This window comes from Mycolicibacter senuensis, from assembly GCF_003284925.1.
In the GTDB taxonomy this organism is placed as follows: domain Bacteria; phylum Actinomycetota; class Actinomycetes; order Mycobacteriales; family Mycobacteriaceae; genus Mycobacterium; species Mycobacterium algericum_A.
Map to the genome: position 1 here is coordinate 174286 of NZ_QMEX01000001.1, position 22311 is coordinate 196596.

A 22311-nucleotide genomic window follows, 5' to 3' on the forward strand; every position below is an offset into this window, starting at 1 on the left:
TGGTAGCAGTTCATGCTACGACTGGCTGTGCTACTGACGGGGTACGCGGTCACCTGTGGCTGTAACCAGCGCGGATATGTCGTTGCCGCCTGGGGGCAGGCATTGGCGGATATCGATGAGGACGTTGCCGCGCACGTTGATGCCGTGCTGGCAGACGGCGGTGCCATCACTGAGTCTGGCGGCGGAGGTCACGGTGTCGTCGAGAACCTGGGCTTGGTCGAATTCCCAGGTCTGAGGGCCGCCGGCGGAGGCAGAGAAGGTGATTGACCGGTTAGCGCAGGCATGCCACTGGCGCTCCTGCTGCTGGAGTGACTCCACCGCGGCCATGTGATCGGGGAACGACACAACCGCCTGGACCACGCCATCTTCGGTGATCCTGCGGTTCATGGCGCGAAGGAACTGCACGGCAACGCCGGTCGTCCCATAGCCGGCATAGCCGCGCTGTTGGGCGGGAGCCCAGGTGCCGAGGCAGCTAGCTGGCTCGGCGATGGTGGAGTCGTCAAGGAAGGTCCCGAACTCTTGTTCCAGTACCACCTCGTGCGCGGTGATGCGGTTGAGTTGATCGGCGGTCAGCAAGATCTCTCGCAACGCGGCTGGCTGCACGTCGTTCGACGGTGGCCCCAGTGGGGCGGCGGGAGCTTCGTCTCGCGAAGAAATCGTGGATTGTGCCGGTATCTGCGATGAGATGGCGGCGGTTGGCGCGGTGCGGTGGTCGCGGCCGGTCACGGTGACCGCGGTGATCGAACCCGCCAACAGTACGACTGTGGCTGCGCTGGCGGCCAGCAGCCACGTCCGCCGCGGAGGGCGTCGTTTCGTGTCGGGTAGCTGCGCAGGCGGTGGGTGCAACGCGGGCCGGGGAAGGTCATAGTGCCGGCCGGCAGGCGACTGGTTGGAAGCAAGAGCCGCGTGTGCGGCCTGAGCCAGCGCGCTCGCTGAGCTGAAGCGTCCGCCGGGATCCTTGGCCATGGCGGTGGCGATGACAGCGTCGAGCGCCGGCGGCAGGTGGGGCACGTAATCAGTGACTCTGGGTGGGGGCTGATTGAGGTGGGCCATCATCACCGCGGCCATTCCGTTGGCCGACGAGAACGGTGGCCGGCCAGTCAGCAAAGCGAACAGGGCGCAGCCCAATGAGTAGAGGTCTGCACGGCCGTCGAGTTGTGCGCCGGATAGGACTTCTGGGGCGGCGTAGGCGACAGTCGCTAAGACCGACCCGGTCGCGGTGAGGCCGACGTCGTCGAGGGCTCTTGCGATGCCGAAGTCGGCCAGGAGGGCGCGCTCGTCTGGGCCGTTCGTGCCTGAAAGCAGGAAGTTGGCCGGTTTGATGTCGCGATGTATGACGCCGCGGGCGTGGGCGTAGTCGAGGGCTTTGGCGACGTCGGTGATGATGTGCACGGCGCGTTGCGGTGTCATCGTGCCGTGTTGCTGGGCGGCCTCAGCGTCGGTGCCGTTGACGAATTGCATGGCGATCCACAGCTGGCCGTCTGTGGTCTGCCCGCGGTTGTAGACCGAGACGATGTTGGGGTGATCCAGGCTTGCGGCGACTTCGGCTTCGCGAGTGAAGCGGGCTCTGAAGTCGGGGTTGCGTGACAGCTCGGCGGAAAGGACTTTCAGTGCGTCGCGGCGGGGCAGTGTGGGGTTGGCTGCAAGGTATACGGTTCCCATGCCGCCGGCGCCGAGTAGGCGCTCAATGCGGTAGCCGGCGACGATTTGGCCAGGGTTGAACATCGCTACCTTGTCGGTCATGGGCGCTGCCTGCACGCATACGCCGCATTGCAGGGAAAAGGCTACCCAGTCGATGCCAGGAGATCCGGAAGATCCCGAGGTAGTTGAGCCATGGTGGGCGGATGCGCCCCGAGAACTCGGCGGGACTCGGGTTGCCACGACCGTGAGTCGGTGCGGCCTGAGTAGGTAGCCGGCGCGCGGTGCTGGGGGGGTGCTACCGGGTGTTCACGGCCCAGTTGCGAACCCACTCGGCGGCGTCGTCGTCGGTGACGGAGGAGTTGAAGAAGTCGGTTCCAGGGAACGCGCGGCAAGGTTGCGGCGAGCACGGTGGGCCGGAGGCGGGGCCGCCCTCGCAGAAGATCTCGGCAAGCCGGTAGCGGCCGTCGCTGTCCCACCCGCGGTGTACATCGCACAACTCGAAGCGTGTCCGCTGACGCGCCATCAGAACTCTCCAATCAGGCAGGCAGTCAACAGGCCAGGGATGAACGTCGTGGACACGGGTCACACTCCCCAACTGAACTCGCGGCCAACCAGATCGGGGCGATCGGCGCAGTCGCGAATCTCGGCGAAGTACCCCGCGTCACCGCTGGTGTGCTTCCCGTCGCCGGTGTGCGGTTGCAGATTGTCACCAGCCCAGTCGTACAGCTCGTCTTCGGTCACGCCGGGGTTCTCGACGTCGAGCACCGCGGTGCGCACGTGCTCGCCGTCGGGGTAGACGCTAGTGAATTCCACGGTCATCCTCACGGGCCGCTCCTTCCTGATCGGTGTGTCTCGCGGCGAATGTCGTCACAGTGGCGATTGTTCTGGGCCGGTACGCCGATTCCGGACATCGCCACTCGAACGGGCCCAGAACTTGCCTAGGTGCGTGTTGCAGACAGGTAATGAACCAGCAAGCGTCTTACTGTCGAATTAGCCACTGGGTTGCAGTGGGGCGGAGTGCTTTGGGGGAAACATGGTCAGGAGCAAGGGGAATGGTGGTGAAGGCCGGTGAGCTATTCGGCCACGATCATCGCGTTCCCACAGTCGGATGATCCCCCGTTGTGGGAGTCGTTCGGGCACCTCGGTGTCGAGGACGCCTACAAGGCCGGCGAAGACCGCATCCACTTCGTTCGGCCTAAAGACCGCATCCACTCCGCTGAACTGCCGAGTGACGGCGATGACGGTAACCACATCTGGAACGTGTTCAACGCCGAAGGTGCCCCAGTGGCCGCCTTGATCGTGTCGGAGGAAGACCCCACTGATGAGCGTGCCGAAATGGGGGCGCGGCGATGACATCAGGTGATTTGTTGCATTACGACTGCGGTATGCACCGGGGCGGTGCACCTACAACAGATGGCGCCACGGTTGAGCGTTTCGAGGAGCGACTGCGTGCGCATCTCGCCGACGGGCCGTGCACGATCCACGAACAGGCCGTACCGCAACTCGTCTCCGGTGGCGAATCGTGCCAGGCGTGCGGGCAGGCCGCGCAGTACCACGGATCCTGATCGAGCTGCGTGCGTTCGGAGTCGGAGCTCGCCGCTCGACAAGGGCATGGAGCCTGTCGTCTCCAGCATCATCTGAACCTTCAGCCTCACCACCCAACGGAGGAAGCAATGGACGTGAACCTGATCGCCAACCTGATTCAATGAGTGGCTGCAGGACCAGGACGAGCGGCGCGCGTATATCGCCGACATCGACGGCCCGGCCGAGTTCATCGTCTCGGGTACCACGGCGGAGTCGGCATCGTGAGCGCCCCACCGCTTCTCCCACGTCCGCGTTAGGGCCACTGCGCCCCGCCAGGGCTAGTTGCTGACCGACCGATTCCCCAAGGCTGGGTGTGGCTTCCCCGGAAGTAGAGGGGTGTGCGTGTCGTGGCCCAAAACGGGCGGGCGTGCTGGGCCATGATCGAATCAGGCCGCTGAAACTGGTTGCCTGGCGAGTCAGGGGGATGGTGTGCCGATCTTCACCGCTGAGCAGATCAGCAAGTCCCAGGCATGGCAACCGCACGCGCAGTTCTGGAGCGTTGAGCCGCATCAGGTGCGAAATCTCACCGACGCCCTCAACGCCCTCAACGCGGGCATGTGGGCCAACGGTGCTGCCGATACCCATGCTGCCGGGGCGCTGGCCAACGCGACGGCCGAGTTGCTGGCGTCGCTGAGGTAGGGCGTTGGCATGCAAGAGTTTTGCCGGAAATGCGGAGCACCTGTTGGCGAGGACCCCGAGTACGGCGGGTTCGTCCACCTAGACGAGGGGGCGCCAGATCGCAGCGACCGGGGCCACTACGCCGAGCCGGAATATGGGGGGAAGTCATGAGGACATACGCGGTACGGGCATCTGGCGGGATCGGCTCGATCACCAACGATCCGCATCACTGCGTGAAGGTGGCCGATCAATTGCGCTTCGCCGGCGGCAATGCCGAAGTCGTACACACCGATACCGCAGCCACCGTGGCCGACATCACCGCAGACACCATGTGGATCAGTTCGGAGGCCTACGAGCTGGGTCACTCGCGTGGATTTGAGAGCGCGCTCTACTTCCATGCCTACCAGCAGGCCACACGCGAAACCGAAATCGCCTGTGACGTACCGGATCGGTTCGGTGGCCTCGACGCTCAGGACTACCGCTCGGCGTTTGCTGCCGGTGTCAGGGACTTTTGGGATGGTGGCGCCGCTGTCCGGACGTCGGCGTGAAACCCAGAGTGGTCAGTTCACAGCGCCTTGGCATTCGTGACGACAAAGAGGATCGCGGCCCCCGAGAGATGAGGAAGCGCATGTTCGAGAACTATTTGGTCACATCGGATCTGGGAACGCGCGGATGGATGGCCGACGACGAAGAACACGCCCGGGAGCAACACCTGGACGCATTCCCCGACGAGCCGATACTTGGGGTTATCCCGGAACGCCTCAGGGGTGGCGCAGTCAATATGACGCGGGGCCTTCGATGAGAAAAGTCACGTGGCGATCGATGTACCCCATCGATGTGGCCGAGACCTGCAGTCGAGGTGATGGCGACAGCATTGGGCTTCCGCCGGTAGCGGCTCAGGACCTCGACAGGGTTCTCGACCACGCGTTGCACCACCCGATCAGCGAGTGGGAGGACGCTGCGACACGTGCTGTCGCCACCGTCGGGCAATCACCCGAATGCGGCCTCCTGAGGTCGGAGATGACCGAACAGCAAGTGGCCGAGCACACGTGGGCGTGTGGCGGGGAACTTCTGATCGACTGCGAGGGTTACCACATGCCGTTGTTGCGGGTCATCCGAAACAACATGCGCATCGCCGGCATGCTCTGACAAGCAGGCGATCATCAGCGCAGCAGCACCAAAGCAACTGGAACAGAACGCGGTTCATGTCCGACAAACCGAGGGGGAACGCCATGAGCGGCACAGACGACTACCCGTACATCCGACTGTGGGGACAACGGATGGGGTCATTCCAGTATTACATCGACGACCAGATCGAGCAGGCCCGCGAAGACGGCGCCCCGGCCAACGCGACGCACCGATACCTCGACGGCACCTGGGCGACCACCGACGACATCACAGACCCGGCCGTGCGCAAGCAATTTGGCCTGCCGGATCTCGTCGGTCAATGATCAGCGACGATCCCCGCGGCCGGGGGGCCGGACGGCGCCGGCGGACAACGTCACTGAACGACGTTGATCGTGAGGCGCTGCGGTGATCATCGACATCGGCGTGGGCGAGGTCATCATTCGTGGTCCCGACGCAATCCTCGGGACCAGCGTCGACGTGTGCCTGACCCCGCAGCAGGCGCGCTCTGCCGCCAGCGGCCTGGACGCCGACGGCCATCCAGTTATCGCCGTTGGGCTTCGACAGGCCGCTGATCAGGCCGAGAGGGGAGTACGAACGTGAGCTACAACGGACGCGCCGTGATGGCCGAGGTGGCAGCCAGAAACGGGTGGAGCGTGAGCGTGCCCGAGCACGGTGTTCACGGCCCGGGTGGCGAGACGCTCGTAACCTTCGAGCGCTTCGGCGCGCAGGTGATCATCATCTGGACGGCGGAGAACACCGCGAAGTACATCGCAAAGAACTACGGCAATGAGGATCAGGTGATCGCCCACGGGCCCCTGGGGCTTGTTAAGGCCCGAGAGTGGATTGAGGAGCCGGTCTGATGTCGGCGGTGAACTGCGAATGTGGCAACCGTGCCATCGATGGCGGGACCAGTTGCCAGTGGTGCATGGAGATCGAGGCGGCCAAGGCGACCCAAACGCGCCCGCACACCTGGCAACAAGGTTGGTTCACCGGCACCACGACGTGCTCGGTGTGCCAGCTGCTGCCGACCGACCCCCTCGACAGCTACAGCGACTGCCCAGGGCCCGCGGGCCCCGGAATCTGAAGCGGAGCAAGGGGAGGGATCCGGGCCTGCCGCCTGGCGATGGCCGATGTTGTCGGTACCGGCGTCTAGTGTCCGTAACGTCAACTACCGCCCCGGTCCGCAGCCGGGCGCACGAGCCCGGGAAGGGGAATTCCTGATGGGTACTTGCTCGGCAGTGATCGCAGTGAACGATGCGGCCCGTCTCCACGGATGGAGCCCAGTCGCCCACAAGATCCACGACAACGTCCTCGGTCGGGGTGATGAACGACTGATCATCGGTTACAGCGGCGCCGGCAAGACCGTCCAGTGCGCGCTGTTCTACCCACTGGGTTTCGGGACCGGATATATCGATGACCCCACCCCCTGCGAAACCGTAGGCGGCAGTGGAGGTGACAAGCTCGCCACTGTGCTGGGCTGGATCAGCGGCCCGGCGGATCACGACCCGCTGCCTGCGACGCTGGTCCTCGTGCCCTGCGCGGCCCGCAAGCTAGCCAGAAGTGAACGAGCACGCACGATTTACGACAGTGACCACTTCCGCCTCACTCTGCGCGCGGCTGAAGCCCGGGCGCGCATCGTGGGCGGGCGCGTCATGATTCTGTCTGCCAAATATGGGCTGTTGAACCTCAACCGGGTGATCAGCCCCTATGACGTTGCGATGGGCCAAGCTGGTGCAATCGATGCGGCATGGCTGGCCTCGCAACTAGCAGTGCAACATGTGCGGACGGTCGAGGCGCTGCTGCCCAGCCGGTACTTGGCGGCCATGCGCAGCGCCGTCGAGCTGCTGGGGCTGCAGGGCCTGGGGATCGAGCTGGTCGACCTCTACCGCGGGGCGGCGGGCATCGGATACCAACGGGCGGTGCTGTCGTCGCTGCTGGCGAGCTGAAAGACCAGGCCACGCTTCAGCGAGAGCTAGTCCTCTTCGGAGCGGGGCAGAGGGAGCGCCAACCAGGGCGTGACTCACCGACGAATGACGCCGGCCGAATGTTGCAGCCGGAATTGGTTGCGGCCGGCACATAGCGTTGGCAAGTGAATAGGGCTGGAAGCCGGCGGAGTTAGAGGAAAAGAACATGACAGTGCGTGACCCGTACAACCTCGGATACGCCGACCTGCTCGCGAGCATTGCCAGGTCATACGGGATCAAGTTCGAGGTGTTCGACTCCGGTGGCGGATGCCTGATTGCTGAGGCACGTCTCGAAGGTGGTGTGTGGCTGTGGATCACAGACTGGGATGCCGGGTTGATGGGTCTTGAGCGTCGGCGGCAACTTGAATCCGAGGGTATCGCCATCGGCTACAACGTCAGCCTGTATCCGAGCGATCCAGCGCACCCAGATTGGGTCGATGGACAGACGATCCTGGCCAGCGTTAGGCATCAGACGGCATCGGCAACAATGCTGCCCCAGCTGGTCGCACAGGCGCTTGCCGCACTGGGTGGCAACGAGCATCACAACTATGACGCTGCAGGTGTGCACACGATTACCACCGGAATTGACAGCTGCTAGCGATACCGCAGGTCGACCTCTTTGAAAGGAGGGGGGTTGGCGTGTCGCAAAACGATTCTCGTAGGTGCCCTGCGATGTGATGGTTGGCATGAATGCACCAGCGATTGCTGATCGGCAGCACGAGGGGGATGTGGCGATCTACGCGGGCGCGTGGCGAGAAGGTGCGCAATCGAGCGCGGATACGCGGACTCGCGCCAGGCCACCCTCTCGGCGTGCCGGCCGAGAGGGGAGCCGGGTCGAGCGGTGGGCTGCGGGGTGTCCGATCGCGTGAATGCGATCGACAGAATTCGGGATCGTCGATTCGGGGGGAGTAACTGTGGCGACCGTCTATGACGTGTGGGGGTTCGGCAAGATCATCGCAGCCGGGGCGGACAGCACCGTCGACTACCTGGCACGAGTGCAGAAGGCGATGGCCGCTGGCGCGAGTGACCGCGGTATCTCGCCGGCGCAGCCCAGCGATGCACTGGACGCCTCCCGCAACATCATCCTGGATGAATACCTGGGAGGTGAGTGGCAGATCGTCGCCGGCACGCTCTACGTCGCATATGACGGCTTTCCTCTCGAAAGGCTCATCGGTGAGTACGCAGACCCGTTTTACCCCTGACCACGACGTTGGGCGAAGTAAACCCCCAGCGTGCCCCGGGCTGCTGGCCCACGAGCAGTGGAAGGAACTGAAATATGCCCGAAATCCGTGAAATTGCCGATGAATACGGCTACGGGCGCCGTGTCTATGCCTGGGACTGTTCACGCTGCGGTGCCGAGGTCCAACACTATCCCGGCCAGGGTGACGTCTCATGCACGAAGTGCGACGCGCAGTACAACGCCCTCGGCCAGCGGCTGCGCGACGACTGGCGCGACAACCCGTCCAACTACGACGACGAAGTCGGTGACATGGAGGGCTACGAGAGTAGCCACGTCGGCGACGGCTAAACAGAGCGGCCCTGCGGTCGCTCCGTCTGCGCAAACATTGGCGGCCGCAGGCGAATGCAGCCCCGCCGATAGGCGCCTCAGGGCCGCGGCGATCGCCTTGCTTGGGAGGTGCGCGCCCACATCGACAGTCGGGCGTGACCGACCGATACATCTGGCCGTCGCCTCGCCGGACCCACACCGATAAAGGCCGCCACTGAATCAGTAGGGGTTGGGCGGTTTTGCTGCTCAGTTGCGCAGTGCGTGGGTGCAACGATGGTGACTGAGCGCTCCACGGGGGAGGGGAACCTGCATGCGAATAGCTGGGCAGCAGAAGCGAACTGCGAAACGAGACTGGATCGCGCCGCGGTCAGTAGGATACCGGCCGGGAGGGGACTTCGGCAGAACGCGCGGCGATGCCCGCACGGATGCTCCGGCCGTGGTTGACCCACCGAGGGGTCCAGCTGGTGTGATCATGGGCGCTGGCCGCGAGCCATGGGCCGGCCGGCGCGGGCAAACGGCGGACGATCGTTCGCGCTCAGGTCGAGGCGGCCTACGCTTTGGTGGGCGCCGGCCCCGAGGTGCTGTTCGCCCCGCACCCGGCAGCCGGGGCGGTACGCCATGACCCTGAGCTACCAACAGGTCGTCGACCGCATCTGCGATATGCACCTCGACGATATGGATATCGAAATCACCCGCAACGCAGACGGATTCGACATCAATACCAGCTCCGAGGGTCTCTACGTCTCCGACATCGGATCGAGTTTCGAAGTGCCCGGCCATGTCGGCGAACATGGCATGGACAGCTTCACTGCCGGGCCCTGGACGGCGTACCGCTACCACGCGGCGTATGTCCGGCCGCAGCACGGGAACTTCGCCGGCCACCTCGACGACCTGGCCGCCGGCCGCGTGAACACGGTGATCGTCGGTGTCGCAGCTGTCGACGAGCACTGGGTCTTGGGAATCCAGACGAAGGCTGGCTGACCGGCCCGACCGTGCGAGTGTCAAGAGTCGGACTGACGCTGCCGCACAAGAACGTAGAGGCAATCGCAAGGAGGGGAACCGTCTATGGAAAACGCGTATGTCCAGGAGTTCGACCGCATGTATGTTGTGTCGCTTACGCCTGACACGCACGAACGCACCTGCGGCTACTGGTACACGCTTCGGGCGCGAGAGACGGCCCACACCGCGTTCAGGACAGCCGATGAGCTCTACCGATGGTTATCAGAGCGGGGGCTGGAGCTGGAGTCTCCACTTCCCGAACAGGGTGCAGGCGGCTGGATTCCGGTGACCGGACGATATCGGACCGTGATGGATCGCGACCGGGACCGGTTCGAGGCGGTGGAGCCCATTCTGGTCACCGAGGTCACGGACAACGCTGAGCGGACCCCGGCCAAGATCACCCAGGACCCCGACGGGGTCCGAGTCGTGCACTTCATGAATATCAACTACCGAGACCGGTACTAACCGCCAACCGTCCTACGCCGATCCGAAACCGTCGGTGCCGACTGCACCACAAGGAAGGAACACCGCCATGCTGATCTCGCGCGAACAAGCCAGTGAATGGTCCGGTGGCACACCGCTGACCGACGAGGAATACGAACGGCTCGCCGAGGCGATTCCCTTCTCCAGCATCCCAGATGCCATCGACACCATCGTCAACGAAGCGATCCGCGGATGATCGCCCACTACACAGACGGCAGCGCCGTACAACGCGGCGATCGGGTGCGCTACCACCAGACTCCCGGCGGGATTCTCAGCCCGGCCACCAACCTCGATGGGACGATCCGGTGGCACTACGGGACCGCCGAACCCTATCCGCCCTACCAGGAGCGCCGCGAGGAGCTGCTGACCGCATATGAGCAGGAAAGCTGGCGGATCGACCCGGACGAACTGTACTGCCGCGGCGATGATGGGCACTGGTATCACATGGCGCCACACATCATCGAACCGGTGAAACAATGAACGTGCCCGCTTCCTCGCTTTCCCGTCAACCGCACCAGAGATCGGAGCTCAGCATGGAACAAGTACCCGTCGAACAACTCCGTGCCGGCGACGTCATCGACATCACTCCGCTGCTCGACGATCCGGACAGCTTGCCGTGGGATTGGAACGGCATGTACGACATCGACCTTGAGGCCGCCCGGCGCGCCGCTGCAGTCGAACACGCGCATGTCAATGGCCCAGCAAAGCCGAGCACATCGCACGCCGGCCGGGTCGAGTTCGGAACCACACAGATGAACTTCACACTGCCATCCGGCTACACGATCACCCGGATCTCGGCGCCGCCGAATAGCGCTGTGCCACTCCACAATCGGGGCAGATCCCACGGGCGGTGATCGGGAGACTCGCCGGCGGCACGTACACCCTCGGTCGCCAGACCCAGCGAGAGGGCATCCACCGGTTCCCTTGAGGTCGTTGCCACTTCCCGTCTAACGCTGGTGGTCGGCTCCTATCGTTGGACGGGTTACTGCGCGGCGAGTTTCAGGACACGGCCGATGCCCTCGTAGCCATCGCTGTTGCGAACCTGGCCATTGTCGGCGACGTAGATGTTGGCTGCCGCATCGACCGCAATTTTCGATGGGGACTTGAGGCCGGTGACCGGTACCTCAACCGGTCTCGTGGAGCCGACCGGCAACATCACTACGCTGTTGTCGCCCGCGTCCGCCACGTAAATGTTGTCGGCACTGTCGATAGCGACGCTTTCCGGTCGCTTGAGATCAGTGAACGGCAGTCGGGTTTCCTTGCCGGAATCCGGCGCCAACCGCGTAACCCGGCCCGTCTCACATATATATAGATTGCCCGCTGAGTCCGTCGCTAAGTGCGCGGAACCGTAGTGCACGGAGTACGGCAGCCGGGTGGGAGAATCCGATCCGGCAGCGAGTCTCCAGATGCTGTTGTTGCCATACTCGACCTGGTCGCTGACGTATACGTTGCCCGCTGCGTCTACCGCCACACCCTGCGGACTCACCAGATCGGAGAATGGCAGGTCGATAGGAGAGTTCGACCCCGCAGAGAGCTTACGCACCCGTTTGTTTTTGAAATCGGTGACGTAAACGGAGCCGGACGTATCGACCGTGATGTCTGAGGCGCTCCCAAGGTCTGGAAACGGTAGTTCGGTGGGTGTGGTGGACCCGGCCGCCAGTTTCATCACCGTGATGGTGTTCCAGGGGCTGCCGACGGTGTAGACGTTGCCGTCCTCGTCCGCAGTCAAGCCGAGCAGGGTGAGGAACGTGAATGGCAGCTGTGTTGGTTGCGCTGTTGTCGCCGGCTGGTGGGGGCTGGATTGCTGGGTTTGGGTGTGTGTCGCGTTTTTGGTGTGGGCGGGTCGGTGGGTCAGTGTGACGGTTGCGGTGATGGCTGTGATGGCGGTGATGGCGGTGATGGCGGTGGTGATGAGGGCGCGCCGGCTGGGGCGTCGGGTTGGTGGTGGTGTGGGCCAATAGGTCTGGATGCTGCCGTCGGATGGCACGGCGTGGGTGGTGGCCTGGTGGAGGTCGCCGTGCAGTGGGGCGGCTTGTGTGTTGGCCTGGTGGGGGTTGAGGTTGGGTGCGGCCAGTGCGTAACGGGCGGCGGTGGCCAGTGCGCCGGCGGTGGGGTAGCGGTTGATGGGTTCTTTGGCCATGCCGATGGAAATGACGCCATCGAGGGCTGCGGGTATGCCGGGTCGGTGTTTGCTGGGTTGGGGGATGGGGGCGCTTAGGTGTGCTCCCATGAGGCCGGGTAGGTCGGTGGCTTGGTAGGGAGGTGTGCCGGTGAGGCATTCGTAGAGCACGCAGGTCAGGGCGTAGATGTCGGCTCGATGGTCGGGGTTGCTGAGGTGGGTGAAGCGTTCGGGAGCGAGGTAGGCCATGGTGCCGATGGTGGTGCCGGTGTTGGTGAGTTTGGTGTCGGTAGCGGCGTTGGCCAGGCCGAAGTCGGCGAGGTAGGCGAAGTCGTCGCCGGTGAGCAGGATGTTGGCAGGTTTGACGTCGCGGTGCACCAGGGTGGCGGCGTGGGCGGCGTCGAGTGCTGAGGCGATTTGGCGGATGATCCGCACGGCCCGGTTGGGGTCGAGGGGGCCGGTGTGGGCGAGGACCTTTTGCAGGTCGGTGCCGTCGACGAGGCGCATGTCGATGTAGAGCTGGCCGTCGATTTCGCCGTAGGAGTGGATGGGTACGACGTGGGGTTCGTTGAGGCGTCCGGCAGTGCTGGCTTCGCGGAACAGGCGTTGGCGAAAGACCGGGTCGGCGGAGTAGGCGGCGGTCATGAGTTTCAGGGCGACCATGCGGTCTTTGTCGGTGTCGTGAGCGGCGTAGACCTCGCCGAACCCGCCGCTGCCCAGTAGTCGGGTCAGCCTGTACGGCCCGATCCGTGAACCGACCCGCGACCCCGCCGACGCCACCGATCACCACCTCAATTACGACTCGAACGGATCATAAAGCAGCGCCGACGGGATCTGCGGACGATGTGCTTGTCGTCGCCGTACCAACGAAGCTGCTCGTCGAGGCGGCCTCGGCGGGCTTGCCGGCCAGGAGTCGTCTGTGGCCAACCAGATCGCGAGACCGCTACCGAAGTCCGGAGCCGTTGCAGACGCCCCGGTAGGGACTATTGAGCTGCGAGCTTCAAGACGCGATTGTTTCCTTGATTGGCGACATAGACATTGCCGTCCGCATCTACCGTCACACCCTGGGGCCATTTCAGGCCTTTGAATGGCATCGTGATCTGCTGGGTTGTGCCGGCAGGAAGCATCAACACTTCGTTACCACTGCCGTCAGTGACATAGGCGTTGCCCGTCTTGTCGACCGCAACACCTCCCGGTATCACCGTCAGTGGATAGGGCTGTTCGGTCACCTGGCCGGAATTCGGCGACCATTTCACCACCTTGGACATCGCTGCGATGTAGATGTCGCCCGTATCGGCGACCGCGATGTTGGAGCTGAGGGGGCCTGGAAACGGCAGCGTAACCGGAGAATCTGACCCGGCAGGGAGCTTCCACAGCCTGTCGGTGCCGTTGGTGACGCCGTCGCAGACGTAGACGTTGCCCGCTGAATCTGCCGCTATACCCGCAGGGGTGAAGTCGGCGGCAGGGAACGGCAATTCGACCGAGGAGTTGGATCCGGCCGCGAGCTTGCGCACCTTGGTCCCGTGATCGCCGAGATCGAGGACGTAGACGTTACTGGAGCCGTCGACCGCCAGAGCTGTCGGCCAATTGAGATCGGAGAACGGCAGCTTGGTGGGAGTGTCTGCCCCAGGGGTCAGCTTCATCACCGCGGGGTTCCTCCCCGACATGCCGGTCGCGTTGCCGACCGCATAGATGTTGTTGTCACGGTCTACCGCGATGCCGTACAGATTGGTGAAGCTGAACGGAAGTGTGGTCTCCCGATCTAGCGGCTTTTGCTGCGAGGCATGGGTTTGGGTGTGTGTCGCGTTTTTGGTGTGGGCGGGTCGGTGGGTCAGTGTGACGGTTGCGGTGATGGCTGTGATGGCGGTGATGGCGGTGATGGCGGTGGTGATGAGGGCGCGCCGGCTGGGGCGTCGGGTTGGTGGTGGTGTGGGCCAATAGGTCTGGATGCTGCCGTCGGATGGCACGGCGTGGGTGGTGGCCTGGTGGAGGTCGCCGTGCAGTGGGGCGGCTTGTGTGTTGGCCTGGTGGGGGTTGAGGTTGGGTGCGGCCAGTGCGTAACGGGCGGCGGTGGCCAGTGCGCCGGCGGTGGGGTAGCGGTTGATGGGTTCTTTGGCCATGCCGATGGAAATGACGCCATCGAGGGCTGCGGGTATGCCGGGTCGGTGTTTGCTGGGTTGGGGGATGGGGGCGCTTAGGTGTGCTCCCATGAGGCCGGGTAGGTCGGTGGCTTGGTAGGGAGGTGTGCCGGTGAGGCATTCGTAGAGCACGCAGGTCAGGGCGTAGATGTCGGCTCGATGGTCGGGGTTGCTGAGGTGGGTGAAGCGTTCGGGAGCGAGGTAGGCCATGGTGCCGATGGTGGTGCCGGTGTTGGTGAGTTTGGTGTCGGTAGCGGCGTTGGCCAGGCCGAAGTCGGCGAGGTAGGCGAAGTCGTCGCCGGTGAGCAGGATGTTGGCAGGTTTGACGTCGCGGTGCACCAGGGTGGCGGCGTGGGCGGCGTCGAGTGCTGAGGCGATTTGGCGGATGATCCGCACGGCCCGGTTGGGGTCGAGGGGGCCGGTGTGGGCGAGGACCTTTTGCAGGTCGGTGCCGTCGACGAGGCGCATGTCGATGTAGAGCTGGCCGTCGATTTCGCCGTAGGAGTGGATGGGTACGACGTGGGGTTCGTTGAGGCGTCCGGCAGTGCTGGCTTCGCGGAACAGGCGTTGGCGAAAGACCGGGTCGGCGGAGTAGGCGGCGGTCATGAGTTTCAGGGCGACCATGCGGTCTTTGTCGGTGTCGTGAGCGGCGTAGACCTCGCCGAACCCGCCGCTGCCCAGTAGTCGGGTCAGCCTGTACGGCCCGATCCGTGAACCGACCCGCGACCCCGCCGACGCCACCGATCACCACCTCAATTACGACTCGAACGGATCATAAAGCCATAGAGCCGCTAGAGCGACGCGGATCAGCGGCATGAGTGAGCCGTGCCCTGGCCTGGCCGGGCTAACGCCCGGCGACGTTATGGACGTCACTCCGCTGCTCGACGATTCGGGCAGCTTGCCGTGGGATTGGAACGGCATGTACGACATCGACCGTGAGGCGAGCGAGAAGTAGCAGCAGGTGCGTGTCGCGGCCCGAAATGCACGGATCGGCTCAGACATCATCGAGTGAAGGCCGTGCAAATGACACGGACCGCACGAGGGGGGAGCCGTGACCACCGCCCTGGCCGAAGCACGCAATTTCCCCCAACGTAGGCATGTGGGCCGACGGAACTGCCGACACCACCACAGTCAGCGCGATTGGCAAGCGCCCCGGGCGAGTTGCTCGCCCCGCTCAAGTAGTAGCCACCGATTCATGTGGACGCGATCTGCCGAGAACACGGTGAACGCGTCGTTGAAGACAACAGCGATGGCGGCCATACCCACCTGGGCCCCCGGGGGCATCAACGCAACCGAAAAGAGTTGGGGGAGCAAATGACCATCACGATCGCCGACTGCAAAGACGGTGCGCACTATTCGATTCTGCTGAAGCATCCACGCACCCACCGCTACGCCCGCTGGGATGCCGGACACCAGATGTTTGTGTGGCAGGGCAATTCCGAAGCTCACTATGAGGAACCGGGACAGGTGGCGGAGATCCTCGAGCGCGTCTACCCACCAGACGGTCAGCAGGAGTTTTAGACCCAGCTGGGTATGGGCGAAAAGGCCGGCTGTGCAACCTAATCGACCAACAAGGCAACGCACAACAATCAAGGGGGACATTCGATGAGGCTGTATGCGGTCCAGAGCAACGGCACGGTCAGCTCATTCGCCTACGATCCGCACCACTGCCTGAAAATCGCGCAGCAACTGCGCGACACCGGCCAGAACGCATCCGTCGTGCACACCGACACCGCCGGCGCCGGTTCGGACCCCTACTCGCAGAACGTAGTCTGGGCGAGCGCGGAGGCCTGCGAACTCGGGCACTCCCGCGGCTGGGACTGTGCCAACTACGCCAACGCCTACCAAGGCGCCACCCGCGAGACTGAAGTGGTCTGCGACGTTCCGGACCGGTTCAGTGGGTTCGATGCCGAGGACTACCGAGTTGCATTCGCCGCCGGCGTGAGCGACTTCTGGGACGCTGACGATGCCGCCTAAGCACCGGCCAGCATCCCGCTGTTCCGCCGGCGCGGCGCGTCGTCGAGCGCGGCATCCTCGCCAGATCCGGTCTCTGCGCAGCCGGGCCGTCACCAGTATCGGCCCGACCGGGCGCGACGCCATCGGCTGGACCGTCGGCGGCCGAGACACGTAAGCCGTGACGGATACGACCATGAACAGCATCAGTTGGCAGATCCATCAAATCCCGCACCGCGTCCTGGCCGATGCACTGCCACAGCTGAGGCCCTTCGATGCCCACCAGGAACTCCGACGCGCCTTTGCCGCCTGGACCGCCGGTGCCGGGCAGAACTTCGACTCATGGCAGGACGCCTGGAACACCTGGACACACGCGACACCCGGCCACCCCGGAGTGGTTGAACTGCAGACCTTGTGCCCGGACTGCCACGGGCGGCTATTCACCACACGACTCGGCGTTCCCGGCATGTGCACGAGCTTCATGGGCCGACGTACCCGGCATGTGCGGACGATCGCGCTCTGGCAGCACCCACCCGAGAATGCCGTGCCCTGATCCGGGCCGGTCACGTACCCGAGCAAGGACCTTCGGCGCCGATGCACAGACCTGAACAACCAATGGGAGAGGACACAGCCATGACCATCACGCTCACCCGAGATGAGATCGACACGATGCTCAAAGACGTTGCCGTGGAAGACGTTGACCTCAGCTACTCCGGCCGCGGAATGTTCGGCGACAGGTGCATCGCCTACACCGGCAACGCCCTCGCCTCGTTCACGTACACGCTGGCCGCCATTCTTGCCAGCCGCGACAACGCCGATGCGACGCAGAACGACATTCAGGGCTGGATCGCTCAGCTGTCGAATCCAGCCGGCGACAGTTTGGGCATCGGGCGGGTCTGGTATTGGCGTGGAATCTGCGTTGCACATGAGGTCGTGCGCGATTACGACTACTGAGTTTCGACGGGCTCGAAATTGACGTCAACAACCTGCTATGGGGAAGGGCTTCGCTCACATGAGCGCATTACAACTGCACGCCGAGGCTGATGCATTGATTCAGCGCCACGGAATGTGGGGTGAGCACCCTGACCGGCCAGTCAGTGACTGGCAGTACGAAGTTGCCTGCGGCGATACCCGGCTCGGTTACTGGGAGTGGGTCGCCCACCAGATGCTCGAACACTGAAAGGAGCCCGGAGAACATGACGACGAGGGCTGGATGCTGGAAGGGTTTAGGTGGGAAGAATGGCCGATAGCTACGACTGGCGAGTTCAGGTACGGGTCGTCGGCTGCCGAGACGGCTGGGACAGGACCCTGGTCGACACTCCAATCTTTGAACTGCGCAGCAACGCCCAGTTTGGCGGTATCTGGGCTGACCCGCAAACCGCGGCTCAAGTTGCCGCGCAGATGTTCTCCGGACTAACCGCCCCCGGGGATCAGACGTATGTCACGGTGACGGCCATCGACGGTTCCTTCACTCACAGCGAGGTGTTCGCAGCCTAATTGCGAGGCGGGGCCAGGTCGCGGCAATCAGGTAGCGGCCAACTGCGAAACGTGCAGTGGGATTCACATGCCATGGTGTCAGCAGGGACGCGAGACGGCCTGGAAGTGGAGGTCTAGCCGGCCGAGTGTCGCCGCGCGAATGCGTGGCTGACGTCGGCAAGACTGAACTCTATTGAAATTGAATCAGTCCGGCTAGGAAGCGAACTGGGACGACAGGTGCGAGTAGGCGCTGCCGGTAAGGCATCTAATGCGTGGGGCCGAAACGGCGGCATCGTGGGGGCACTCAACACACTGCGCCGACCGCATTTGGCGTCTGGTCGCAGGCCTCGCCACACTCGACGATTGGAGAGTTAATTGAACCTCTACGGGGAATACCACGGACCCGCCGATGAGAAAGATCTCGCCTTGCTCGCCGAGCGGCAACGGAATCGCGACACCCTGGCCGCCGAGCACGATGGGTTCAATCCCCTCTGCGGCGACGTTGTTGAGTTTCCTACCGGTGAACAGCTGCGCATCAGCCATGTATGGCCAGGGGCTGACGGCGCAGCCGCCAGCATTCAAACGTCCCGTGGCGGAAGCTGGTACTGGAGCAACACGGGCGACATGAGCTTCAGTGGAAGCCTGTACACCGCGATCCCCGCCGAATCCCTTTCCCCGACGGGCAAAACGGCGACGGTCGACACCTGGATCTTCCACCACGATCTGATGTCAGCCCACCGAGGCGTGGCTGTCACGGCGCAAGTGTTGATGTGGGCGACCGCAGCGAATGCCCCCTTCTGATGGAGTGCGGGCTCCCGCTGTAGGACGGGTCCGGGGCATGGAATCAGTAAGTGACAGGGGCCTGCTGGGCACCGGCCACGCGATGCGCCGCGCGGCTGTTCACCGATAGATGAGGCCCCGTAAATTCACCCGGCCGCGCCGTAACGTGACAATAGACAAGGTGGACAAGTAACTGTCACGCGAAAGCGTGACAGGATGGGGGTCATGGGGCTAGGGTGGCTGGATGGGGCAATCTCAAGCTGCGAAGCACCCACTGCCCGACAGCGACGACCAGTATTGGCGCACGGTCGCAGGCTGGTGGGAACCGAGCCTGGGGAGTGAGGCCTTCGGCGCTCTCCTGGGCGTCTCTGCTGCTGCCGTACGGCAGTACCGTTCGCGAGATAAGACGTTCCCTGAGCCGGCGGCCAGTGCGCTCGGTGCTCGGTGGGCGCTAGCTCAGGCATACCTGTGGATCAGGGCGGCGCGCCCCAGCCTGCACAGCATCGTGCCGCGTATTTTCCACGACGGACACGGTCTATCGCCGGCCAAGTTCGTCGCCGCGGAAAGCGCCTTGGTACAGGTGCGCGGCCGCCCCATAGAGTGCGCCGTTCATCTCTGGCAGCCGACAGACGACCGCGGCACCGTCGCGGTGGTCTACGCGGCGCTGCACACCAGCGACACGATGACATGCGCCCGGCGGCTGCTGGCGCGAGCGCCGGAGGTCAGTGCGGTTGCCGTCGTGACGCCGGAAGTGTGCTACCTGCCGACACCGCCAGGGGAGGACGGGTACAGATTCCAGCCGGAATTGGCTGTGGCAGAACGGCATTGGCAGGACGGCGCCGAGGAGGTCACGGCCGAGAGGCGGGGCTGGTTCCAGCTGGCTGCGCTGTTACGTCAGGACTTGCCATGGTGGCCGCCGGAACTGCGCCGACCTGACGCGGTGGCGGCGTGGCGCCCCGGCGCGGCCCTGCAGGCCATCCGGCCATATGCCCCCGACTGGTACGACGCCGCGGTACTACATGGGCTACTCGACGGGGCCGGCTCGGCGAACGCCAACCAGTGCCGCGGCATCGTAGATCGGCTAAACCGGCGCATTGAAGGCGAGATCTACCGGCCTTCGGTGACCGGCGTCGACGTACCGGGCGACACGGAGCGTCCCGGCCTGATACTGGCTGCGCGGCCCGACTACCTGATCCCAGAGACCCCAGCTCCCCCCACGCTGTACGACGTGCTGGGCCTGCTCAACCTGAAGGTGCCGAGCCGAGCAGCCAGAGTGCCCGCGCAGCGGTTGCTACGCCGCCGAGGAGAGATCGAGTCCGTCGTCAGTGAGACGATCCGAGTTACCCGCGACAGCGGGAAGCTGGCTGGCGAATGGATCGACCGTCTGATGTGTTGCGATGACCCGCAGACGCTGGGTGCGAGTTTCGCCGAGTCGGACTTGGTCGACAACGACGACGAGCAGCCGCGCACCTGGTGGCGGGACCCTGAGAACGTCCACTGCTGGATCGTTGAGACCGTCGATGGCGTGTACCACGTCACGGTCGGCAGCCAGCTGCCCGAGGCTGGGCGGCTGGTCGAGTTCGAGCTGGCCGCGGACTGCCGTAGCGCGTTCTTCCGCGACAGCCGTGGGACCGTTTGGCCCATGCCGGTTACCGCGTTCGGTGGCTACTACAACGCGGGCTACCGCGGGACTGGGCCAGACGAGCTGGCCGTGACCGTGGCCCGGCTGTATCACAGCGCCGGGGTCGACCTCGCAGATCGGTCCGCTGCCGCCGTGCCGTCCAAGCTGTCACAACTGATCCGCACCCACGCTGCACCCCTGTCGATCTCGGCCGCCGAACTCGGTGCGTTGATGGCCGAACCCGACGCCGAGGGCTGATCGGTAAGTCACGAGAGCCTGTTTGGGTTACTGGTTACTGGTGCCCGTTGGTGGCCCTCGGCTGTGCGTAGCCCAGCGTGGACGCCTGGAGGCCGCCGCCGCGACGTCGCCGGGTGGTCTGTCGGCCGCACGACGGCCAGGTCGCCACTGCGTGGACGTTGCCTGTTGCCTCCCGCCGGGTGTTCGAGGGGGCAGCCGGTGCCCGGTGGCACATGGCTGCGGGTGGATGAAAACGAGGGGCTCACGAAACTCGCGGGCGCGGGTTTCGCAGCGCAGATGTCAGTTGCCTTCCGGCCAGACTTGAGACCTAACGAACGTGGCTCACGGGGGTGTGGGGGTGAACGAACAGGTCGCGTCGCGGCGCGGCAAGAATGCCAACCTGCGCCAATGGGTGATTGACACCGCTGGAGATGGCCGCATGGTGGCCTGCCGTGGGTGTGGATCGGGGCTTCGGTTCGAAGATGTCACGCTCGATCGCTACCCGATACCGGGCCGTTGGGGCGGCAGGCACCGGCAGGGGAACGTCAGGGCGATGTGCCGGCGATGCAACAACAGCTGTAAGTATGACCCGACTGATTCTGAAGTTCTCGCCCACGCGGCGCGACACAAGATCGTGTTCCGAAGGTCCGTGATTAGTCGACGGCTAGGGCAGATCCTTCTACGGACGTCCGCCGCGGAGGAGTCAGCGAGTCTTGAGGCCCAAGTTGAAGCGTTGCACGGTGCTGTGGGCCGCTTCGACTACAGGGGTTTTGAAGTAAGCAACGGATCGATGCTGCGGCACTCCCAGGTCGCCGCGACTGTCCGGGAGCGCCGGCTAGTGGATCTGCAAATCAGCGATCGGCTCTGCCAGCTAGCCGCCCCTCACGCCGCCACGATCATCAATGGGTCAGTCCTGGCAGCATTCAGCGCCTGGCATGACGACTACCTCGCCAGACTGTTGAGGCTGTGCACATCGACGAGGCCGGCAGCCAACGTGGGCCCGCTAGCGGGGCTGGAGTTAGCCCGCAGAGTTACGACCTCCGCCGGCACGTTCGTCAATGTGGGTGGTATTCCACTGATCTGTGAGCTCGTCGAACCGTTGCGCAGGCATGACGGAGTGGAACTGGCAGGTTGCATTCTGGAGGCCGTGGGCCTAGTTGGGTCTTCGTCATGAGCCTGCAAAGTAATGAGCCTGGGTGACATGCCGGGATCGGTGAAATGAGCTGATCCGGGGGCCTGGGGCTCGCACGATCCGTGTTCACGACCAAGATCACGCGGATTGTCGAGGATGCCCAGGCGGACGAACAGCAAACGGCACGGATCCGGGCCCCGTCCCAGATTCGTTGCGCGGGGCCGGGTTTGCCTCGGCGGCCAGGTGCTGAGCGCTGGCCGGTGATTGTCCGATCTCGGGCACCGCAAGAGGCTTAGCCGCTTAGCGGCCAGCGGAGGCCGGAACTGCCGGGTACGAGCTGCTGTGGACCCAGCTGCGGGTACTGCCAGGCCAAGCACCTCCGGCCCGGGCGGCCGCCGCCGCTGATCAGGGTGGCATGTGGTCGCACCGTATGAAGAGTATGGGGGTGCCGGTCGCCGTTGAGAGGTGCGGAGTGTGCGGGTTAAGGCCAGTCCGGTAGGAGGCGCGCCACCGCGGCTGCTGACCCGAACAGCACAGGGTTAGAACCCAGGGCGTTGACGTGTCGCAGCTCCGGAGGGCTGCGCTAATGGTGTCAGCTTAAGTAGCGAAGAATCATCGAAGGGGAGACGCGGCGTGCAAGTCGAAATGTTCCACGACCGGCATCCTGACTACGAATGCAGTATGCGGCTATTCGTCGACGGGGTAGAGGTGTCGTTCACCGAGTTCAGCATCGATCCGGGTGCTGGTTATAGCTGGAATGATTGGCTCGAATCGCGGGCGCACGACATCGTGCAGGCCACGCCCGCGGTTGCTGCGATCATCTACCGGGGAGCGTTGGAGGAAAGCCTTTATCTAGACGGCCGACCCGATGACATCGAACAGTGTGAGAGGGAATTGGCCAAGGCCATCAGTCTCGCGCGGCAAGTCTGAT

32 protein-coding genes are annotated in these 22311 nt (G+C 64.2%); 27 read left to right on the plus strand and 5 right to left on the minus strand.

The features are described from left to right. Nucleotides 1-30: 30 nt before the first annotated feature. From DQP56_RS00950 to DQP56_RS00960, 3 genes are all read right to left on the minus strand, one after another. Nucleotides 31-1743, minus strand: a complete 1713-nt coding sequence (locus DQP56_RS00950) for a serine/threonine-protein kinase PknH/PknJ (RefSeq protein ID WP_109561489.1) — start codon at nt 1741-1743, stop codon at nt 31-33. A gap of 193 nt (nt 1744-1936) precedes the next feature. Further along, on the minus strand, nt 1937-2164 hold the full coding sequence (locus DQP56_RS00955) for a hypothetical protein (protein ID WP_085266114.1): 228 nt from the start codon (nt 2162-2164) through the stop codon (nt 1937-1939). A gap of 59 nt (nt 2165-2223) precedes the next feature. Then, nucleotides 2224-2466 (minus strand): hypothetical protein, encoded by a 243-nt coding sequence (locus tag DQP56_RS00960; protein WP_133258868.1) that lies wholly within the window; start codon nt 2464-2466, stop codon nt 2224-2226. Nucleotides 2467-2709: 243 nt separating this feature from the next. On the opposite strand from DQP56_RS00960, the gene DQP56_RS00965 reads away from it, so the two are divergent. The 17 genes from DQP56_RS00965 (at nt 2710) to DQP56_RS01045 (ending at nt 10778) form a co-directional block, all read left to right on the plus strand. Next, nucleotides 2710-2994: a hypothetical protein gene (locus tag DQP56_RS00965; protein WP_085266112.1), complete on the plus strand. Its 285-nt coding sequence runs from the start codon at nt 2710-2712 to the stop codon at nt 2992-2994. A gap of 660 nt (nt 2995-3654) precedes the next feature. Beyond that, nucleotides 3655-3864 carry a hypothetical protein gene (locus tag DQP56_RS00975; RefSeq protein WP_085266110.1) on the plus strand — a complete coding sequence of 70 codons (210 nt, stop codon included), beginning with the start codon at nt 3655-3657 and terminating at the stop codon, nt 3862-3864. Between the two features lie 146 nt (nt 3865-4010). Continuing rightward, nucleotides 4011-4391 (plus strand): hypothetical protein, encoded by a 381-nt coding sequence (locus tag DQP56_RS00980; protein WP_112683169.1) that lies wholly within the window; start codon nt 4011-4013, stop codon nt 4389-4391. Between the two features lie 472 nt (nt 4392-4863). Then, nucleotides 4864-4992 carry a hypothetical protein gene (locus DQP56_RS25495; RefSeq protein ID WP_272937819.1) on the plus strand — a complete coding sequence of 43 codons (129 nt, stop codon included), beginning with the start codon at nt 4864-4866 and terminating at the stop codon, nt 4990-4992. Nucleotides 4993-5075: 83 nt separating this feature from the next. Continuing rightward, a complete protein-coding gene (locus DQP56_RS00995; RefSeq protein WP_085266106.1) occupies nt 5076-5294 on the plus strand; it encodes a hypothetical protein in 219 nt (72 codons plus the stop codon). Between the two features lie 82 nt (nt 5295-5376). Continuing rightward, nucleotides 5377-5571: a hypothetical protein gene (locus DQP56_RS01000; RefSeq protein WP_085266105.1), complete on the plus strand. Its 195-nt coding sequence runs from the start codon at nt 5377-5379 to the stop codon at nt 5569-5571. Next, nucleotides 5568-5831 carry a hypothetical protein gene (locus tag DQP56_RS01005; RefSeq protein ID WP_085266104.1) on the plus strand — a complete coding sequence of 88 codons (264 nt, stop codon included), beginning with the start codon at nt 5568-5570 and terminating at the stop codon, nt 5829-5831. Before DQP56_RS01000 ends, DQP56_RS01005 begins: the two co-directional genes overlap by 4 nt. Further along, nucleotides 5831-6055 carry a hypothetical protein gene (locus DQP56_RS01010; RefSeq protein ID WP_085266103.1) on the plus strand — a complete coding sequence of 75 codons (225 nt, stop codon included), beginning with the start codon at nt 5831-5833 and terminating at the stop codon, nt 6053-6055. Before DQP56_RS01005 ends, DQP56_RS01010 begins: the two co-directional genes overlap by 1 nt. A gap of 154 nt (nt 6056-6209) precedes the next feature. Next, nucleotides 6210-6917, plus strand: a complete 708-nt coding sequence (locus DQP56_RS01015) for a DUF6884 domain-containing protein (RefSeq protein WP_112683170.1) — start codon at nt 6210-6212, stop codon at nt 6915-6917. A gap of 184 nt (nt 6918-7101) precedes the next feature. Beyond that, the gene (locus DQP56_RS01020) at nt 7102-7533 is read left to right on the plus strand and encodes a hypothetical protein (RefSeq protein ID WP_085266101.1); all 432 of its coding nucleotides are present in this window, start codon (nt 7102-7104) and stop codon (nt 7531-7533) included. A gap of 316 nt (nt 7534-7849) precedes the next feature. Continuing rightward, complete coding sequence (locus DQP56_RS01025; protein WP_085266100.1) at nt 7850-8137, plus strand: hypothetical protein; 288 nt, start codon at nt 7850-7852, stop codon at nt 8135-8137. A 74-nt stretch (nt 8138-8211) separates the two neighbouring features. Then, nucleotides 8212-8463 carry a hypothetical protein gene (locus DQP56_RS01030; protein WP_085266099.1) on the plus strand — a complete coding sequence of 84 codons (252 nt, stop codon included), beginning with the start codon at nt 8212-8214 and terminating at the stop codon, nt 8461-8463. 597 nt (nt 8464-9060) lie between these two features. Further along, nucleotides 9061-9423 (plus strand): hypothetical protein, encoded by a 363-nt coding sequence (locus tag DQP56_RS01035; RefSeq protein ID WP_085266098.1) that lies wholly within the window; start codon nt 9061-9063, stop codon nt 9421-9423. 327 nt (nt 9424-9750) lie between these two features. Next, nucleotides 9751-9906 (plus strand): hypothetical protein, encoded by a 156-nt coding sequence (locus DQP56_RS24555; RefSeq protein WP_165824847.1) that lies wholly within the window; start codon nt 9751-9753, stop codon nt 9904-9906. A 67-nt stretch (nt 9907-9973) separates the two neighbouring features. Beyond that, on the plus strand, nt 9974-10120 hold the full coding sequence (locus DQP56_RS24560) for a hypothetical protein (protein WP_165759258.1): 147 nt from the start codon (nt 9974-9976) through the stop codon (nt 10118-10120). Then, on the plus strand, nt 10117-10404 hold the full coding sequence (locus tag DQP56_RS01040) for a hypothetical protein (protein ID WP_085266095.1): 288 nt from the start codon (nt 10117-10119) through the stop codon (nt 10402-10404). Before DQP56_RS24560 ends, DQP56_RS01040 begins: the two co-directional genes overlap by 4 nt. A gap of 53 nt (nt 10405-10457) precedes the next feature. Beyond that, a complete protein-coding gene (locus DQP56_RS01045; protein WP_085266094.1) occupies nt 10458-10778 on the plus strand; it encodes a hypothetical protein in 321 nt (106 codons plus the stop codon). 128 nt (nt 10779-10906) lie between these two features. Here DQP56_RS01045 and DQP56_RS25500 read toward each other — a convergent pair whose 3' ends face one another. Beyond that, entirely contained in the window at nt 10907-12823 is a 1917-nt protein-coding gene (locus tag DQP56_RS25500) for a serine/threonine-protein kinase (RefSeq protein ID WP_085266093.1), read from the minus strand. Nucleotides 12824-13026: 203 nt separating this feature from the next. Then, nucleotides 13027-14922: a serine/threonine-protein kinase gene (locus DQP56_RS25505; RefSeq protein WP_085266092.1), complete on the minus strand. Its 1896-nt coding sequence runs from the start codon at nt 14920-14922 to the stop codon at nt 13027-13029. 73 nt (nt 14923-14995) lie between these two features. On the opposite strand from DQP56_RS25505, the gene DQP56_RS24565 reads away from it, so the two are divergent. The 10 genes from DQP56_RS24565 to DQP56_RS01110 all read left to right on the plus strand — a co-directional run bounded on the left by DQP56_RS24565 (nt 14996) and on the right by DQP56_RS01110 (nt 22310). After that, entirely contained in the window at nt 14996-15136 is a 141-nt protein-coding gene (locus tag DQP56_RS24565; RefSeq protein WP_165824848.1) for a hypothetical protein, read from the plus strand. Between the two features lie 359 nt (nt 15137-15495). Further along, on the plus strand, nt 15496-15702 hold the full coding sequence (locus DQP56_RS01065; RefSeq protein ID WP_085266090.1) for a hypothetical protein: 207 nt from the start codon (nt 15496-15498) through the stop codon (nt 15700-15702). 84 nt (nt 15703-15786) lie between these two features. Then, entirely contained in the window at nt 15787-16158 is a 372-nt protein-coding gene (locus tag DQP56_RS01070; protein ID WP_085266089.1) for a hypothetical protein, read from the plus strand. 172 nt (nt 16159-16330) lie between these two features. After that, the gene (locus DQP56_RS01075) at nt 16331-16687 is read left to right on the plus strand and encodes a hypothetical protein (RefSeq protein WP_085266088.1); all 357 of its coding nucleotides are present in this window, start codon (nt 16331-16333) and stop codon (nt 16685-16687) included. 80 nt (nt 16688-16767) lie between these two features. Continuing rightward, complete coding sequence (locus DQP56_RS01080; protein WP_133055964.1) at nt 16768-17088, plus strand: hypothetical protein; 321 nt, start codon at nt 16768-16770, stop codon at nt 17086-17088. Between the two features lie 58 nt (nt 17089-17146). Further along, entirely contained in the window at nt 17147-17314 is a 168-nt protein-coding gene (locus DQP56_RS24570) for a hypothetical protein (protein ID WP_165759256.1), read from the plus strand. 59 nt (nt 17315-17373) lie between these two features. Continuing rightward, nucleotides 17374-17631, plus strand: coding sequence for a hypothetical protein (locus DQP56_RS01090; protein WP_085266085.1), 258 nt, complete (start codon nt 17374-17376; stop codon nt 17629-17631). A 354-nt stretch (nt 17632-17985) separates the two neighbouring features. Continuing rightward, a complete protein-coding gene (locus tag DQP56_RS01095) occupies nt 17986-18411 on the plus strand; it encodes a hypothetical protein (protein ID WP_085266084.1) in 426 nt (141 codons plus the stop codon). A 484-nt stretch (nt 18412-18895) separates the two neighbouring features. Then, a complete protein-coding gene (locus DQP56_RS01100) occupies nt 18896-20269 on the plus strand; it encodes a hypothetical protein (protein ID WP_234812332.1) in 1374 nt (457 codons plus the stop codon). A 1744-nt stretch (nt 20270-22013) separates the two neighbouring features. After that, nucleotides 22014-22310 (plus strand): hypothetical protein, encoded by a 297-nt coding sequence (locus DQP56_RS01110; RefSeq protein ID WP_112683171.1) that lies wholly within the window; start codon nt 22014-22016, stop codon nt 22308-22310. Nucleotide 22311: the final 1 nt, after the last annotated feature.